This is a genomic window from uncultured Parasphingorhabdus sp., from assembly GCF_963975735.1.
Taxonomy (GTDB): domain Bacteria; phylum Pseudomonadota; class Alphaproteobacteria; order Sphingomonadales; family Sphingomonadaceae; genus Parasphingorhabdus.
In genome coordinates this window covers 199,113-214,620 of the sequence record NZ_CAXBIA010000002.1, presented here as the reverse complement: position 1 = coordinate 214,620, position 15,508 = coordinate 199,113, and the positions used below count along the sequence as shown (strand labels likewise).

The 15,508-nt window shown below is 57.4% G+C and carries 16 protein-coding genes and 1 tRNA gene; 7 read left to right on the top strand and 10 right to left on the bottom strand.

Annotated elements, in window-relative coordinates; genetic code table 11:
- Positions 1 to 5 precede the first annotated feature (5 nt).
- The 3 genes from AACZ86_RS04650 to AACZ86_RS04640 form a co-directional block, all read right to left on the bottom strand.
- Positions 6 to 1,703 (bottom strand): HAD-IB family hydrolase, encoded by a 1,698-nt coding sequence (locus AACZ86_RS04650; protein ID WP_339689760.1) that lies wholly within the window; start codon positions 1,701 to 1,703, stop codon positions 6 to 8.
- A gap of 232 nt (positions 1,704 to 1,935) precedes the next feature.
- The gene (locus AACZ86_RS04645) at positions 1,936 to 2,790 is read right to left on the bottom strand and encodes a hypothetical protein (protein WP_339689758.1); all 855 of its coding nucleotides are present in this window, start codon (positions 2,788 to 2,790) and stop codon (positions 1,936 to 1,938) included.
- A gap of 98 nt (positions 2,791 to 2,888) precedes the next feature.
- Complete coding sequence (locus AACZ86_RS04640) at positions 2,889 to 4,202, bottom strand: S8 family serine peptidase (RefSeq protein WP_339689756.1); 1,314 nt, start codon at positions 4,200 to 4,202, stop codon at positions 2,889 to 2,891.
- A gap of 129 nt (positions 4,203 to 4,331) precedes the next feature.
- Between AACZ86_RS04640 and AACZ86_RS04635 the strand changes: the two genes are divergently transcribed.
- Both AACZ86_RS04635 and AACZ86_RS04630 read left to right on the top strand, forming a co-directional pair.
- Complete coding sequence (locus AACZ86_RS04635) at positions 4,332 to 4,820, top strand: RNA polymerase sigma factor (protein ID WP_339689754.1); 489 nt, start codon at positions 4,332 to 4,334, stop codon at positions 4,818 to 4,820.
- Positions 4,817 to 5,542: an anti-sigma factor gene (locus AACZ86_RS04630; RefSeq protein ID WP_339689752.1), complete on the top strand. Its 726-nt coding sequence runs from the start codon at positions 4,817 to 4,819 to the stop codon at positions 5,540 to 5,542. Before AACZ86_RS04635 ends, AACZ86_RS04630 begins: the two co-directional genes overlap by 4 nt.
- An 82-nt stretch (positions 5,543 to 5,624) precedes the next feature.
- Here AACZ86_RS04630 and AACZ86_RS04625 read toward each other — a convergent pair whose 3' ends face one another.
- The 3 genes from AACZ86_RS04625 to AACZ86_RS04615 all read right to left on the bottom strand — a co-directional run bounded on the left by AACZ86_RS04625 (position 5,625) and on the right by AACZ86_RS04615 (position 6,892).
- Complete coding sequence (locus AACZ86_RS04625) at positions 5,625 to 5,951, bottom strand: hypothetical protein (RefSeq protein ID WP_339689751.1); 327 nt, start codon at positions 5,949 to 5,951, stop codon at positions 5,625 to 5,627.
- Between the two features lie 160 nt (positions 5,952 to 6,111).
- On the bottom strand, positions 6,112 to 6,423 hold the full coding sequence (locus AACZ86_RS04620) for a hypothetical protein (RefSeq protein WP_339689750.1): 312 nt from the start codon (positions 6,421 to 6,423) through the stop codon (positions 6,112 to 6,114).
- Positions 6,424 to 6,517: 94 nt separating this feature from the next.
- Entirely contained in the window at positions 6,518 to 6,892 is a 375-nt protein-coding gene (locus AACZ86_RS04615; protein ID WP_339689749.1) for a hypothetical protein, read from the bottom strand.
- Positions 6,893 to 7,202: 310 nt separating this feature from the next.
- Here AACZ86_RS04615 and AACZ86_RS04610 point away from each other — a divergent pair.
- Both AACZ86_RS04610 and hspQ read left to right on the top strand, forming a co-directional pair.
- Positions 7,203 to 7,292: transfer RNA gene (locus AACZ86_RS04610), tRNA-Ser, on the top strand.
- 289 nt (positions 7,293 to 7,581) lie between these two features.
- Positions 7,582 to 7,962 (top strand): heat shock protein HspQ, encoded by a 381-nt coding sequence (gene hspQ / locus AACZ86_RS04605; RefSeq protein ID WP_339689747.1) that lies wholly within the window; start codon positions 7,582 to 7,584, stop codon positions 7,960 to 7,962.
- 17 nt (positions 7,963 to 7,979) lie between these two features.
- Here the strand turns inward: hspQ and AACZ86_RS04600 are convergent, their stop codons facing one another.
- Positions 7,980 to 8,837, bottom strand: coding sequence for an ABC transporter permease (locus AACZ86_RS04600; protein WP_339689744.1), 858 nt, complete (start codon positions 8,835 to 8,837; stop codon positions 7,980 to 7,982).
- 132 nt (positions 8,838 to 8,969) lie between these two features.
- On the opposite strand from AACZ86_RS04600, the gene AACZ86_RS04595 reads away from it, so the two are divergent.
- The 3 genes from AACZ86_RS04595 (at position 8,970) to AACZ86_RS04585 (ending at position 13,074) form a co-directional block, all read left to right on the top strand.
- Positions 8,970 to 9,644: a GcrA family cell cycle regulator gene (locus AACZ86_RS04595; RefSeq protein WP_339689741.1), complete on the top strand. Its 675-nt coding sequence runs from the start codon at positions 8,970 to 8,972 to the stop codon at positions 9,642 to 9,644.
- Between the two features lie 94 nt (positions 9,645 to 9,738).
- Positions 9,739 to 11,727 carry a DNA topoisomerase IV subunit B gene (gene parE, locus AACZ86_RS04590; RefSeq protein WP_339689738.1) on the top strand — a complete coding sequence of 663 codons (1,989 nt, stop codon included), beginning with the start codon at positions 9,739 to 9,741 and terminating at the stop codon, positions 11,725 to 11,727.
- A 39-nt stretch (positions 11,728 to 11,766) separates the two neighbouring features.
- Complete coding sequence (locus AACZ86_RS04585; protein WP_339689736.1) at positions 11,767 to 13,074, top strand: serine hydrolase; 1,308 nt, start codon at positions 11,767 to 11,769, stop codon at positions 13,072 to 13,074.
- A gap of 17 nt (positions 13,075 to 13,091) precedes the next feature.
- On the opposite strand, the gene AACZ86_RS04580 is transcribed toward AACZ86_RS04585, so the two are convergent.
- Genes AACZ86_RS04580 through AACZ86_RS04570 form a run of 3 tightly spaced genes read right to left on the bottom strand, consistent with a single transcriptional unit; the run spans position 13,092 to position 15,508 of the window.
- Entirely contained in the window at positions 13,092 to 13,889 is a 798-nt protein-coding gene (locus AACZ86_RS04580; RefSeq protein ID WP_339689733.1) for a LysR family transcriptional regulator, read from the bottom strand.
- On the bottom strand, positions 13,886 to 14,284 hold the full coding sequence (apaG, locus tag AACZ86_RS04575; protein ID WP_339690244.1) for a Co2+/Mg2+ efflux protein ApaG: 399 nt from the start codon (positions 14,282 to 14,284) through the stop codon (positions 13,886 to 13,888). Before apaG ends, AACZ86_RS04580 begins: the two co-directional genes overlap by 4 nt.
- A 15-nt stretch (positions 14,285 to 14,299) precedes the next feature.
- Entirely contained in the window at positions 14,300 to 15,508 is a 1,209-nt protein-coding gene (locus tag AACZ86_RS04570) for an aminotransferase class I/II-fold pyridoxal phosphate-dependent enzyme (RefSeq protein WP_339689731.1), read from the bottom strand.

The following is a 15,508-nucleotide window of genomic DNA, read 5'->3' as shown; positions in this document are numbered from 1 at the left end:
TCAGCTTATTCCGCCGCTTGAACTTTTTCCGGCTTTGCTGTGGTTGACTTCTTTGCCGAGATAGATCGACTTACGGGCTTTTTGGCAACGGATTTATTCGCCAGCGGCTTTTTGCTATCCGCTGGCTTCTTACCCGCAACCTTATTCTTGGCTACCGGCTTTTTTGCTACGGCATCTGGCGTCGCGGATCGCTTGGTACCGGCGGTCTTTTTTACCGGCGTCCGCTCCTCGTTGATCAGCGCTTCGAGTGCCTCCTCTTCTTCCCCCTGTCCAAGAGCCTCGAGGAACATGCCGCGCACTTCTGCAACATGTTCGCTGATCGTCCGTACCGACCAATTGCTAGTGTCTACCGCCGGCAGAACATCGACCCGGACCTTTGCCGGGCGCATCAGAAATTCGTTTTTCGGAGCAACATCGCCGGCATTGTGAATAACGATCGGAACCATCGGTACGCCGGCCTGGATCGCCATATGGAAGGCGCCCTTTTTGAACGGACCCAGTTTCGGCGAAAGGGTTCGCGTACCTTCCGGAGCGATAACGATCGATTTTCCGTCAATCTTGATCGCATCAATCAATGGCGCCATTGCCTTGATCGCGCTCCGTGCATTGGCACGGTCAATGAACACTGTTCCAGCCAGTTCCATCAGCTTGCCGATCACCGGCGTATCGCGAACCTCCTTCTTGGCCACCCCGCCCATATCCTTGCGGATCAATTTGGCGAGAATCATCACATCCGCCTTGCTCTGATGGTTGAAGACAAAAATACAGGGCCGCGACGTCCACAGATTCTCTTCGCCGGTCACTTCCAGCTCGCAGCCGGTCAATGCGGTCGCGATATCACCGAACAGGCCGGTCGAAAAATTCATCGCTTCACGCTGAGATCCCGTAAGCGCCCAGATCGGCAGCGACGCAATCGCCGAGCCGATCAGCGATCCTGTGGCATAGATAGTCCGCACATAGTCCACCGGCTTGCCCTGCCCCCGGCTCTCATATTTCTCCAGCGGCCAGTCATTTTCCCGCGCCACGTCGCGCAATTTTGCATTGGGGTTCAGCGGTCGCGGTTTGCCGACCCGTTCCAGCAATTCGATATCGTCATAGCTGTCGGAATAAAAATAGCTGTTGTCGAGATCCAGGCCATATTCCGCAGCAAGGCCTTCGGCTGCAATCACCTTGCCTTCGCCAAAGCATAGAGGCCGGATGATATTGCCGGTAAACTCGCCATTCTCGACTTCATATTGCGAGCAAAGCACATGCTCGATATCGAGATCGCGGGCGGTTGCTTCGATCTGGTAGATCGTCGCGGACGAGACGATGGCAATCGTATGGCCCTTGGCGCGATGGGCTTCAATCAGCGCCCGCGCTTCCGGATAGACTTTCCGCGCGATATATTTTGCGTAAAGCTCTTCGCCAAATTCGAAATAGCTTTCTTCGGTGACGCCCTTCATGAATTTCGCAGCGCCGGTCATCAGCCCAGAAAAGCCCATATTTCCGGTAGTATATTGTGCCATCACGTTGATCGTTTCGACGACTTCTTCGGCGGTCATTTCCCGCCGTTTGATTTTCTCCCACAGCATCGCGGTGGCCGAATAACCAGCGATGATCGTGCCATCAAAATCGAACAGGGCGGCGATATGCGCGCCTTCCGGAGCGTCCAGAACGTCTTGCAAATGGGATTGATAGTCGGCGATATTCTTCTTGGTCATTCAGATGTCCTTTGCCCGAAGTCCATCGTGGCAAAAAACGGAAGCTTTTCCCAGCGAATATTGGAGAAAACATCGTTTCATGATGCGATCGCCAACAAGGAAATGGCAACGCGATGGTGCTGGCACGGCGCAAAAAAGCGTGCCGGACAAATATCCGGCACGCTTCCTGCGCGAAATGGCTAGATGATCAGGGGTACGCGACTAGATCATCGCTACCATTTCCACGACCTGCTTATTGACTGGATTCGCTAGCCGATGCGGCATCCTGTGCTTTCGAAGCTTTTTTGACTTCACCCTTGCTCATCCCGGTGACCAGAACATCACCCGATCCGGCGAAGTTGGCGGCCGGCAATTCTGCGGTACGGTTGCCGGTTTCGACGATCACCGATTGCACGACACCCGCGCCCGATTGTTTAACCGATTGGACATAGCCGACAACCCGGCCCTTGGGATCTTCGATGGGCATGCCGGGTGCAACCGCGAACATACCGCCAGCATTTGCAGCCGAGCTGCCGGAAGCGGCCAGCTGGCCAAGATTACCCATTGCCATGCCGCTACCAGCCGCGCTGCCGGTCAGCGAACCGACACCCGATGCGCTATTGGCAGCATTTGAAGCAACGCCGCCGACAGCCGATTGTGCGCTTCCCGCTGCGTTGCGGGCGGTACCAACCACTTGCCCGGTAGTTGAGCGAACAGCGTCAGTCCCGATCAGGCTGGCGTTGGCACTGCCGTTCGCCGAGTTTGAAGCGGAGCCGCTAGCGGAACCGGTGACGGCATTGCTCGGCAAATCGGCAGCCCCGATCAGCGAACCATTCGCGCTGGAATTGCTCTGCGCATCCGTAGCGACTTGGCCCGACTGCGTATCAATCGTGCGATCAATACGGGTGGAATTTGTCACATCACCGCTACCGGCGATGGTGCCGGTCGTGCGGCCGATCGTGTCCGAACCCAGAGTGCTGCCAAGCGAACCGCCGAGGCCGCCACCCAGGCTGCCGCCCAATCCGCCGCTGCCGCCAAGCAACTGCGCCGAGGCTGGGGCTGCGGTCATCAATGCGATGGTCAATGTGCTGATAATAAGTTTCTTCATGTTCTTTCTCCTTGCAGGACGATGATATTTTCGCCGTCTGTATGGAGAACGATGCCGTTTTGCGTTTTAATCCATTAATTGCAAAAAAACTTGAAAAACTAGCGAACGCCACAGTTTCCGCAGACCAGACCATGGCCATAGATCTTGTCCGCGCCGTTTTTGCCGAGATCTTTGGCCTCGTTGATCAACCCGGTTACCGCCGACTCGATTTTGCTGATATTTGTCGCCGGATAATGCGCAAGCAGACGCGCTGCCACGAGCGGTGCCGCAAAGGAGGTTCCGCGCAGCGGCACGAGCGTACCATCAAGTGATGCCCCTTTGATCCCTGCACCGGGAGCGGCGAAATCTACAGGCGTTGCAATCCCTGCTTCAGGCAACGCACGTTCCCGTCGATCGACACCGGTGACCCCGATCACGCCCTTATAGGCTGCCGGATAACGCGCCGGGGCAGCTGGACCGTCATTGCCGACCGCGGCCACGACCAACATTCCTTTTTGCTGTGCAGCCCTGACGGCGCGACCGAGCAGAGCGTTGTCGGGTCCTACCAGACTGACGGCGACGACCGGGACGTTCCGTTGCGCCATCCAGCCCAAGGCCCGGGCAATAGCAGTCGCATTACCACCGGCAGGATCGCTGCCATATATATCAGCGGCCAGCAGACCGCGCGCATTGGCTTTGAGGCTGCTGGAGACAAGCGATGCAATCGCGGTGGCGTGACTGCTCGCAATCGGCGCGCCCCTGGCAAAGCCGCGTTGCTCGACCGGCATGGCAATCGCCCTATGACGCGCAACGCCGCCGTCTATCAGTCCCATCGCACCGGACCGGACCGCGCCACTGGCCAACGCACTGCTGGCCAGTGCCGATGCATTGACCGGAATCGCAACCGCACCGCTGGTGAAATAGATATTATCGGCGCTGACTTCCGCTTCGCGAGCAAGCTTTTGCAGCTGCTTCTGTTCCGATTTTAACGGCTTGTCCGGCCGCGTTGCAAATTTCACATAGCTGAGGTCGATGCCTTCGATTTCGGATCGCTCCAATATTTCAAAACCTTCTTTCTGCGCCCGTTCAAGAGAGGCGGGCGATATGCCAGTGACAATCAGCACGCCACGGACGGCGGGGTCGCCATTGCGGTCTGGCTCTACATAGTCATGATTCTGACGCAGGAACTGGTTAACCTGACCGATCCGTAACCGGTTCAACAATGTCCGGAGTTCCGATTTGCTCAAACGGTCCAGCACGCTGGCATCGACCATCCCGCTTACCGGATCCACCAGTGGTTCGGTTATGTTGCTCAGAGAACGGTCCGGAAGCGGCAAAACTGGCCCGACACCCGGCAGCGCAAGCTGCGGCAAGGCAGCAGCCGGCGTAAGCAGCAGCAATGTCGCGGCGATCCATTTGGCTATGGTTTTCATGTCTGCTTCCTTATGCGCCGGTTGCGGTTTGGCAATCCAAGTCGATTGCTTTTTTTTCGCATTCGTGGATTAAACGAAGCAAGTCCGTCGTTTCATCCATAGACAATGAATAAAGGATATCCGCGCTGAATGGCCTTTGAACAGGATCTGCTGGAGTTACTCCCGCGACTGCGGCGCTTTGCCCGCAGCCTGACGCGCGATATCAATGATGCAGATGACCTGTGTCAGATGGCCCTTGAGCGCGCCCTGAACAAGCGCGACCAGTGGCAGACCGGAACAAGACTGGATAGCTGGATGTACAGAATTACCCGTAATATTTGGATCGACACGGTGCGCGCGGCGGGCCGTCATAAACATGTCGCCAATGACGATAGCGCTATGGAGAATATCGCCGGCGACGATCATCAGCGGATGGAAAGCCGGATGGAGCTGAATGACGTCGACCGGGCGATGGATCGTCTGCCGATGGAACAGCGCGAGGCAGTGTCTCTCGTTCTGGTGGAAGGCTTTGCTTACAAGGAAGCCGCGGCCTTGCTCGACATCCCGATCGGGACATTAACATCTCGCTTGGTGCGCGGCCGCGAAGCCCTGCAACGCGAACTCGGAGAAGCAGCATGAGTTTTGATGAAGCAACGATCATGGCTTATGTAGATGGTGAATGCGATGAGGTGACCGTCAATCGTATCGAGAAGGCGATGGAAACCGATCCAGCGCTGGCCAGGCGGATTGAGCAGGCGCAATCACTCAGAAACAAGCTTTCCGCCCATTATGCTCCGGTAGCCGAAGAAGCGGTTCCCGATCGTCTGGCCGCGATGCTTAACGCTTCTGCGGCATCCAATATCGACAGCAGTTTCACCGCACGCAAAGCCGAACAGGAAGAAAGCAAGCAACGACGCCGCAGCATGGGCATCGCCCAATGGGGCGCAATGGCGGCGACTCTGGCCTTGGGTGTCGTGGTCGGCCAATATGGAATGGGCGGCGGCTCGGACGCTCCCTTTGCACAACAAGACGGCGCGCTGGTCGCCAGTGGTCCTCTTGAAGATGCGCTTGAGACCCAGCTTGCATCGGCGCAGCCCGACGACAGCGACTATCGCATCGGCCTGACCTTCCGCGCCAAGACCGGCAGCATCTGCCGCAGCTTCACCGGCGAGGCGGTGTCGGGCATCGGCTGCCGCGACGGGCAGCAATGGAAGATGGTCAGCACATTGCCCGGCGGCAACGAGAGCGACTATCGGCAGGCGTCGAGCAGCGCGGTCAATGCAATCGCCGCAGAGATGATGGCGGACGCGCCGGCAGATGCCGAGGCCGAACGCAAATTGCTGGAATCAGGCTGGGAATAATCCTCCCGCCGGAATCTGCCCACATAGCGGGCAAAAAAAAGGCGGGACCAAATCCCGCCTTTTTCCTTTATTAAGTTCCGACCTAGTTGCCGACGGTCACCCGGGCGACCCGATAGTTGCGATCGCGCATTTCCTCGACATAATCCTTGTCGGCGTCGACCAGTTCATGCTCATATTCTTCCCAGGCATCGCGCTTGTCTTCTTCGTCGGTTGCGCGGTTCAGATCGCTTTTCAGCTCCTTGTCGGCCTCGAGAATGTCGACGAGATAATTATACCAGAATTTATTGTAAACGCCGGCAATCGGTTCCGTCCGCACCACGGCGTGGCTTTCGTCGCCAGCATGGGCAAGAGCCGGTGCAGTTGTTGCGCCAACAAGAGCCAGACCTAAAAACATCGATGAAATACGCATTGTCACGCCTCCTTTTTTGAGTTGCTGGCAGGAGAACGACACAGCCCCGGATTTTCATCCATCCCGAAAAATTATTTGCCCCTCGATCAGGACGCTTGCATGGCGAAGGGCCACAGGACAGGATATACCTGCCCTGTGACCGCTTCGGCTCCCTATTTTGCTAAAGTCCAAGGTCCCACATCAAGTAGACCGCAAGTGCGACCAAACCCAGCACGATTGCCAGGCCAACCCAGTTTCGCGACGTGAAGCCAAGCTGCTTGCGGTTGTCATGTCTGAACGCCTTCAGTTTTTCCGCAATCGTCTCGTTGCAAGTCAGCAAGGCAGCATCAAGCGCCGACCCGTTTCCCAGAAACTCCAGTATCGCCAGATTCTCGTCGTCGGTTGTTGAAGGATATTTTGTGAGCAGCTTTTCAACATATAAGCGCCCGCTCTCTGCCGTCTGCACGACAGTGCCATTTTCGATTTCATTCATTTTATGCATTTCAATTTCAGTCACGATCAGCATTCTGCAAAGGCAGGCTGATCCATGATATTGCCGAAAGACTCCCGGGGAGCCTGGTTATTTTCTAGCCTGAAAAATGCGTAGGGGGCGCTCGGGTCGATATCGTGCGCGAACGGCTGCGAAATAATATATGCTCTGCAAAATAGCCGGCATGCGCGTTACGGGAAGCAAATCCGGCAACCGTACCGGACCCGGGAAAATGGCTCGCGACCAATATTCTGGATGCTTTGTCCGGGCCGCTGTCTTTTGCGATCTGCTTTCGGGCAAGCTGTATCGTCTGGGATGTCTTGCCCAGAATATAGGGCCCGGCCCCCGTGGAGATTGCGGTAGAAAACTGGTCGTGGCTTTGCTCGGCACCAAGGCCTTTCGACGCGGGCGGCTGCATTGCAAACGACAGGCTCGCAACGACCAGCAGGCCGCTCAGGAGCAGCCTTGTCACCCAATGGCGAGGACCTTGAAGATCAATGTCTGTGACCATCTTCGACAAAACCGGAAACTCTCACTCACACCGCCACAGGAATGGCGGTGAATTGGACCTGATCTGACGAAATTTCAAGTCAGATTCAGCAGAGCGTTGCGGAAGGATATCGAAAAAAAATGCACGAATCTCGTCTCCAATTCGAAGTTCGGACGGCGAGAGCGAAGCGCCTTGCTTTCCAAAACGAGCGAATGAAAGGACGAATATTCCCGACGTTCCGTTATGGGTTGCGGGGTCGCTCGATCATCGCTAGATGCTGCCCCGTCTATGAGGTGCGTTGGCTGAGTGGTCGAAAGCGCCGCACTCGAAATGCGGTATGCCAGCAATGGTATCTAGGGTTCGAATCCCTAACGCACCTCCACAGACAAAGCAGGCCCTGTGTCCAGCCGGACTCCGGCCTCATGGGCGTCTCGTCATCACCTGCCCCCCCATTGCCTGACGGCTGACCATATAGAGAGCTGTGACTGATCGTCGATCATTGCGCGACAATCGATTCACAGAGGTCGGCAAGTTTATCAATATCTATGCTGCGAAGCCCTTAGCTTATGCCGGGCTCACCTCGGGCTAGCAATTGCTTGTTTTCAAGCTTCGCCATGCACGATTGCAGATGCGGTGCTTGCATCTGACCCCGAAACGCCTAAATTGGGATCATGAATTCATTAGATCCATATAAGTCCGGCAATCCCTTGCCAGCCAACACGCCGGACATCCTCGCTGCCCGCTTCGCCATTGGTGATGTCGTACGCCACCGCATTTTTGATTTTCGCGGCGTGATCTATGATATCGATCCGGTGTTCGCGAATAGCGAAGAATGGTACGAAGCCATTCCGAAAGATCTGCAGCCGCCCAAAGACCAGCCTTTTTATCATCTTTTCGCGGAAAGCAATGACAGCAGCTATGTCGCTTATGTCAGCCAGCAGAATCTGTTGTCTGACGACAGTGGCGAGCCGATCGGGCATCCCGATGTCGCACGGCTGTTCCATGCGACGGAGAGCGGTCAATATAAGCTACATGGCATCCACCGGCACTAGGACCGGTGTGCGGCGGCTCAGGATTTGATTTTCCAGCCCGATTTCAACAGAAAATAGCATAATATCGTCAGCCCGATGTTGATCGCCAATAATATCAGCGCACCCGCAACGACCGGCGAATCCGCCACGCCGAGAAAGCCATAGCGGAACCCCGAGATTGCATAGAAAAACGGGTTGGCGTGACTGACGGCCTGAAACACCGGCGACAGACGGTCGATCGAATAAAATGTCCCGGACAGCAGTGCCAATGGCGCGACCACGAAATTGGTAACCGCAGCGGCATGATCGAATTTTTCCGCCCAGATCGATGTCAGTACGCCGAGAAGCGACAACATCGCTGCGCCCATCAGGCCAAACCAGATCACGGCCCACCAATGGGCAATTCCGACGGCAACGCCGGGCCAGATGAACATCGCCAGCCAGACCGCGAAGCCGACCAGAGCGGCCCGTGTCATCGAGGCAGCGACCAGCGCCGCCAGCAATTCCCCGACCGACAATGGCGGAGTCAGATAGTCGATGATCGTTCCCTGAATCTTGCCGACCAGCATCGAAAAGCTGCTGTTGGCAAAGGCATTTTGCAGCATGCCCATGCAGATCAGGCCGGGCGCGATAAAGTCCGCAAACGGAACACCCATTACGCTACGGTCGCCGCGACCCATGGCAACGGTGAATATGACCAGAAACAATAATGTGGTGATCGAAGGCGCCCAGACCGTCTGCAGCTGAACCTTGAAGAACCGCCGCACCTCTTTCCCGTAAAGGGCTGAAAATCCAGCCCAATTGACCCCGCGAATGACGGGCACGCCCGGCTCGGCAAAGCGCATGGCATTGAACGGCAGGTCTGACGGGTGATCTTTTTCGGGTTGGTCGAGCATATTCTTTCCGCCTATCGGCTCCCAGTGCCAATCACAAGCCTATATTGTGCTGCGACCCGACCATTAACGTGGTTGTATATTAACCCCGGCAACCCTATATCGCCCCCGAACTCGAGATGATTAGGACTTTGCATGGCTTGGACGGATGAGCGGATCGATTCGCTGAAGAATATGTGGGAAAAAGGCCTGACAGCTAGCCAGATCGCTGAAGAACTGGGCGGCGTCAGTCGTAACGCTGTGATCGGCAAGGCCCATCGCCTTGGCCTGAAGTCACGCCCGTCTCCGGTAAAGGCCAAGCCCAAAGCCAAAAAAGATGCAAAACCGGCGGCCAAGCCGAAAAAGCCTCCGGCAAAGGCTGGCACCGTTGCCAAGCCGAAGGAAGAGCATGTCGCGCGTCGCGCCATGCCACCACCAACACCGGCAGCCCGTACCCACGCGGCCCAGCAGGCGCGTCAGCCCAAGCATGACGGACCGAAGATCGTATCCGTCGGCCCCGGCGGCTTCTTGCGCCAGGGTCCCGGCGACCAGCAGGCACCGATTCCGCCAGCACCGCCGCGCCGTCTGGTTCCGGCCAAGCCGAGCGAAGAAATTGCCGACAAGACCAGCCTGCTCGACCTGAATGACAAAATCTGTCGCTGGCCGATCAACCATCCCGGCGAACCCGACTTCCATTTCTGCGGCGAAGAAGTGAATCCGGGCTTTCCCTATTGCGTCGAACATTGCGGTCGCGCGTTCCAGGCCCAATTGCCTCGCGGTGCCCGTCGCGCACCGCCACCGCTGCCCTTCGGCGGTCCGCGAGTTCGCTGAACAAACCACCAAATCACAAGAATTTTCAATGTACTGGCAAGAGACCCAATAAGTCTCTTGCCAGTGTGACTCCTGCGCTCTTATAGGATCGAACATGTCTGATGATCTGTTCGGTTCCAACCCGCCAACCCAATCCAAAACCGGTGACTATGATGCTTCGGCAATCGAGGTTCTCGAAGGTCTCGAGCCTGTTCGCAAGCGACCGGGCATGTACATTGGCGGCGTCGACGAACGCGCGCTCCACCATCTCGCTGCCGAAGTTATCGACAATAGTATGGACGAAGCGGTCGCCGGCCATGCCAGCCGAATAGAAATCACGCTGGATTCCGAAAACCGCCTGACCGTTACCGATAATGGCCGCGGCATTCCGGTCGATCCCCATCCGAAATTCCCGGGCAAATCGGCGCTCGAAGTGATCATGACGACGCTCCACTCGGGCGGCAAATTCTCCGACAAGGCCTATGCGACATCGGGCGGTCTGCATGGCGTCGGCGTCTCCGTCGTCAACGCCCTGTCCTCCGACACGGTCGTCGAGGTAGCGCGGAACAAGACCATCTATCGCCAGACCTTTTCACAGGGGCTCGCAACTTCCAAACTCGAGGAGGTTGGCACAGCGCCCAATCGCCGCGGCACCAGCATATCCTTCGTTCCCGATATCGAGATTTTCGGTGAGGGCAACCTGTTCAAGGCTGCGCGACTGTTCAAACTGGCGCGCTCCAAGGCCTATCTTTACGCTGGCGTAGAAATCCGCTGGAAATGCGACGAAAGTCAGGCCAGCGACGATGTCCCGGCGGAAGCAACATTCCAGTTCCCCGGTGGCCTGTCGGATCACCTGCGCGAACAATTGTCCGGACGCGAGTGCGTCACCACGGATTTCTTTGCCGGCAATCAGGATTTTCCCGACAGTCAGGGTCGCGTCGAATGGGCGATCACCTGGCCGATCTGGACCGATGGCAGCTACAGCTGGTATTGTAATACTATTCCGACGCCCAATGGCGGCACCCACGAAACCGGTCTTCGTAACGCCCTTGTCAAAGGATTGCGCGCTTTCGGTGAACTGGTGCAGATCAAGAAGGCGTCACAGCTGACCGCAGACGATATCATCTCCGGCGGTGAAATGATGCTGTCCGTGTTCATCCGCGATCCGCAGTTCCAGAGCCAGACCAAGGACCGCCTGACCTCTCCGGAAGCAGCCAAATTTGTCGAAAACGCAGTGCGCGACCATTTCGACCATTTCCTCACCGACAACATGGATCGCGGCAAGGCTTTGCTCGGCTTTGTCATGGAGCGGATGGACGAGCGTCTGAAGCGCAAGGCCGAGCGCGAAGTCAAGCGCAAGACCGCGACATCGGGCCGCAAGGTCCGTCTCCCCGGCAAGCTGACCGATTGTTCGATCGGCGATCCCGAGGGCACCGAATTGTTCATCGTCGAAGGCGACAGCGCTGGCGGTTCTGCCAAACAGGCGCGGGAACGCAAGACCCAGGCTATTCTTCCAATCCGTGGTAAAATTCTCAACGTGGCATCGGCCAATAACGCAAAGATCATGGCCAACAGCGAAATTGCCGATCTGATTCTCGCTCTCGGCTGCGGCACCCGCAAGGATTGCGAGCCAGATAATCTGCGCTACGAGCGGGTGATCATCATGACCGACGCCGATGTCGACGGTGCCCATATCGCGACTTTGCTGATGACCTTTTTCTTCCAGGAAATGCCCGAAATGGTCCGGCGCGGACATCTCTATCTCGCGCGGCCGCCGCTCTACCGGATCAGTGCAGGGAGCAAGAGCCTCTATGCTCAGGATGACGCGGCCCGGACAAAAATCGAAAATGGTCCGTTCAAGGGCAAGAAGGTCGACGTCAGCCGCTTCAAGGGTCTCGGCGAAATGAACCCGTCCCAGCTGCGCGAAACGACGATGGACCCGAAAACCCGCTCGATGTTCAAGGTGACTTTGCCGCAGGAATATGAGCAGCGCGCGAGCGTCAAGGATCTGGTCGACCGGCTGATGGGCAAGAACCCCGAGCACCGGTTCAACTTCATACAGCAAAATGCTGCCAGCCTTGATGAAGATGTGATCGACGCCTAGTGGTTGGGGCCTGACTGAATAAGGTTACGGGAGATTATCGTGCGGTTCCTATATGTTTTCGCGCTTTGCCTTCTGCCTGTTTCTTTCGCGCTCAACGCAAGCCCTGCCAAAGCGCAGACACAATCCGGTATATCCAATCAGCTTTCGGCGCGCGCCAATGATGTGCTTCGGCTGCTTCAGGGCGAAGAAATCGAAGCGGAGGTTTTCGACGAGAATTTCCGCAACGCCGTACCGCCTGCCCGGTTCCGCACGCTCACCGCGCAAGTGCGGACGCAGCAAGGACAAGCTGTCGAAATTGCCTCAATCACCCCCCGCAACGCCAATTCGGCAATCCTCAAGGTCCGCTTCGAAAAGTCGATCGGCACGGTCAACATTGATCTCGAAACAGCCGCCCCGCATCGGATTTCCGGCCTTCTTCTGACCGGGTTCGAAGCCGATGCCGGCTCGCTCGATGACGTCATTGCCGCGATTGATGCCCTGCCCGGTCGGCAGGGACTATTGATCCAGCAACTGGATACAGCCGCCCTTCCGCCTGTTGCCGCGATTGATCCCGACGGCCGCTATGCCATCGCTTCCACATTCAAACTCTATATATTGGCTGAGCTCGACCGCGCTGTGCGAGCCGGTGAACGGCAATGGTCCGATGTCGTAGAACTGGGGCCCAAATCCCATCCGTCCGGCGTCAGCCAGAACTGGCCCGATCGGTCGCCGGTCACGCTGCATACGCTGGCGACGCTGATGATCTCGATCAGCGACAATAGCGCTACCGACACGTTGATCCGGGCCATCGGACAGAAAAAACTGGCCGGGATTGTGAGAGCCGCAGGCCATCACGATCCGGACGAGTTGCGCCCGATATTGATGACGCGCCAAGCCTCTGCCCTGAAAATGCCCGTGCATGAAATTCTGAGAGACAAATATCTCGCTGCTGATCCGGCGGAACGCGAGCGCCTGCTGACCGAATATGACCGCGCATTGACGCTCGACAGCATCGATCCACGCGTCCTGACCAACAAGCCCAATTTCATCAATCAACTGGAATGGTTTGCGACTCCAGCGGATATCGTGAGGCTGCTCGCCTATCTCCACCGGAACGCGAGCGCGGATACCCGGGCTATCCTGGCGATCAACCCCGGGATCGGACAGGACGCAGCCCGGAAATGGGCCTATTTCGGCTATAAGGGCGGATCAGAACCCGGGGTCTTGTCCTATAATTTCCTGCTGGGGTCCAAAACCGGCAAAAGCTACGCCGTCACCGTCAACTGGAATGACAGCTCGCAATCGCTTCAGGAGAGCGAACTGCTGGCGCTGACGACACGGTTGGTAAATCTGCTCGCGGAGCAATAGCTAAACAGCCGGGAGACCTATGCTCCGGCCAGAGCCTCGACCAGAGCCTTCACCTTCTGCTGACGCCATTGCGGGAGCGGCGCCATCAGCCAGTAACCGCGCGACGACACGCTGTCTTCGCCGATAATCTCGACCCGGCCCGCCGCCAGATCGCGCTGGACCAGCATCTTCGGGACCCAGGCATAGCCAAAGCCGTTGACCGCAGCCTCTATGGCAAGACCGCCATCGGCAACACGCATCAATGTTTCCTCGCCTTCGGAAATGGGGCAGCCCGGCCAGTCAATCTTGTTGCCGCCCTTCTGCCCCGGAGCAGAAACTTTCACAAACACGGTATCGCCGAGCATCTTGCCTTCATGCTGGCCCGGCCCGTCGCCCAGCCAGATCGCTACGTCGAGATTGGCTTCGGTGAAATCAATTTCATCATCTGCAGCGACCAGCGCGAAACTGGTATCGGGATGGTCGGCGGAGAAACCGGCCAGTCTCTCGTTCAGCCATTTCTGGGTGAAGTCGCGCGGCGCGGCGATCGTCAGCTTGTGCGAAGACTGGCCCGACTGCATCGCCCGAACCGCTTCCTCGAATTGCAAAAAGCCGGAACGCAGCGCGTCCAGCCCGGCAGAGGCCTCATCGGTCAGTTCCAGCCCTTTGGGTGTCCGCCGGAACATCACAACGCCCAGCATATCCTCAAGCGCGCGGATTTGCTGTCCGACAGCCGCTGGCGTTACCGCCAGTTCATCGGCAGCTTTGGTAAAGCTGAGGTGCCGGGCGGCGGCATCGAGCACACGCAGCCCGTTCAATGGCAAATGGGTGCGCTTCATTGCTCGACCGTCGGTTCAGAGAGAAGGAAACGGGGAATACGGACTTCAAAAGCCGGTGGCGTGTCGCCTACCATGACAAAATGACCTTCCATCGAGCCCCTGGGAGTGCTGAGCGGACAACCCGAAACATAATCGTGGGATTTGCCCGGCTGGATGATCGGCTGCTCGCCGATTACCCCGTCGCCATCGACCATTTGCAGGCCACCGCGCTGGTCATTTATCCGCCAATGTCGAGTCAACAACTGCACCGCAGTGTCGCGATGATTCTCGATCCGCACATGATAGGCCCAGAACCAGCGTTTGCTATCGATGTCGGATTGCTCCGGCAGGAATGTCACCGAGACGCGCACGGTGACGCCTTCGGTGGTTTCAGCAAACGGGAAGAATGATTCCATGGACATGATATAGAGTTAAAGCCCCACAGACGAAAGGGCCTGATCCAGATCTTTGAGCAAATCGGCCGGATCTTCCAGCCCGACATTGATCCGGATCATGTCTTCGGTAATCCCGATCTCGAGCCTGCCCTCTTCTCCCAGCCCGTGGTGGGTGGTCGTTGACGGATGGCACATCAGCGAACGACTGTCCCCGATATTATTGGAAATATCGATCAGGTTCAACCCGTTGAGCAGGCCGTGCGCACGGGCGCGTCCGCCACCGACATAGAGCGAGAAGATCGGCCCGGCGGCCTCCATCTGGCTCATCGCCAGATTGTGCTGCGGGTGGCTGGGCAGACCGGGGTGCAAGATTTTCTCGACCCGTTGCTCCAGAAACCTGCCAACTTCGAGCGCATTATCGCTCTGCCGGCGGATGCGCAGGTCCAGCGTCTCCAATCCCTTGAGCACAACCCATGCGTTGAATGCGCTGAGCGTGGGCCCGGTGTTGCGGATGAAAGCGAGCAACGGACCTTCGATAAATTCTTCCGTGCCGCAGACGGCGCCGGCCAATACACGCCCCTGGCCGTCCATCATCTTGGTCGCGCTATAGGCGACCACATCGGCGCCGAATTCCATCGGCCGCTGCAGTACATTGGTGGCAAAAGCATTGTCGACCACACTGGTGATACCTTTGGCCCGCGCCAGAGCACAGACGCTGCGGATATCGATCACTTCCATGGTCGGATTGGCGGGCGTCTCAAAGAAGAAAACCTTGGTGTTCGGCCTGATCGCCTGCTCCCAATTTTCAATCTCGCGGCCGTCTACGACGGTCGTCTCGATCCCGAATTTGGGGAGCAAACTGTCGGTCAGCCAGCGGCAGGATCCAAATAAAGCGCGACTGGCAACGACATGATCGCCAGCTTCCAGCTGGCAGAGCAATGCTGCTGTCATGGCAGCCATGCCCGATGCCATGGTGCGGCAGGCTTCCGCTCCTTCCATCATCGCGATCCGTTCTTCCAGCATCTGCACCGTCGGATTTTGCAGACGGCTGTAGGTCATGCCGTCCTGGTCGCCGCTAAAGCGGGCAGCAGCATCCTCTGCACAATCATAAGTATATCCGGAGGTCAGGAACAGGGCTTCGGATGTCTCGCCGAATTCGCTACGCATCGTGCCGCTACGGATCGCCTTGGTCGCCGGACGCCAGTTCTTGGTGATCTCGCGGTCTTGGCCAGTGTTTCTTTTCAT

Coding starts and splice junctions, on each gene's coding strand:
- AACZ86_RS04650 (WP_339689760.1), bottom strand. CDS start 1,703: ATGACCAAGAAGAATATCGCCGACTATCAATCCCATTTGCAAGACGTT.
- AACZ86_RS04645 (WP_339689758.1), bottom strand. CDS start 2,790: ATGAAGAAACTTATTATCAGCACATTGACCATCGCATTGATGACCGCA.
- AACZ86_RS04640 (WP_339689756.1), bottom strand. CDS start 4,202: ATGAAAACCATAGCCAAATGGATCGCCGCGACATTGCTGCTGCTTACG.
- AACZ86_RS04635 (WP_339689754.1), top strand. CDS start 4,332: ATGGCCTTTGAACAGGATCTGCTGGAGTTACTCCCGCGACTGCGGCGC.
- AACZ86_RS04630 (WP_339689752.1), top strand. CDS start 4,817: ATGAGTTTTGATGAAGCAACGATCATGGCTTATGTAGATGGTGAATGC.
- AACZ86_RS04625 (WP_339689751.1), bottom strand. CDS start 5,951: ATGCGTATTTCATCGATGTTTTTAGGTCTGGCTCTTGTTGGCGCAACA.
- AACZ86_RS04620 (WP_339689750.1), bottom strand. CDS start 6,423: ATGAATGAAATCGAAAATGGCACTGTCGTGCAGACGGCAGAGAGCGGG.
- hspQ (WP_339689747.1), top strand. CDS start 7,582: ATGAATTCATTAGATCCATATAAGTCCGGCAATCCCTTGCCAGCCAAC.
- AACZ86_RS04600 (WP_339689744.1), bottom strand. CDS start 8,837: ATGCTCGACCAACCCGAAAAAGATCACCCGTCAGACCTGCCGTTCAAT.
- AACZ86_RS04595 (WP_339689741.1), top strand. CDS start 8,970: ATGGCTTGGACGGATGAGCGGATCGATTCGCTGAAGAATATGTGGGAA.
- parE (WP_339689738.1), top strand. CDS start 9,739: ATGTCTGATGATCTGTTCGGTTCCAACCCGCCAACCCAATCCAAAACC.
- AACZ86_RS04580 (WP_339689733.1), bottom strand. CDS start 13,889: ATGAAGCGCACCCATTTGCCATTGAACGGGCTGCGTGTGCTCGATGCC.
- apaG (WP_339690244.1), bottom strand. CDS start 14,284: ATGGAATCATTCTTCCCGTTTGCTGAAACCACCGAAGGCGTCACCGTG.
- AACZ86_RS04570 (WP_339689731.1), bottom strand. CDS start 15,508: ATGAAAAGAAACACTGGCCAAGACCGCGAGATCACCAAGAACTGGCGT.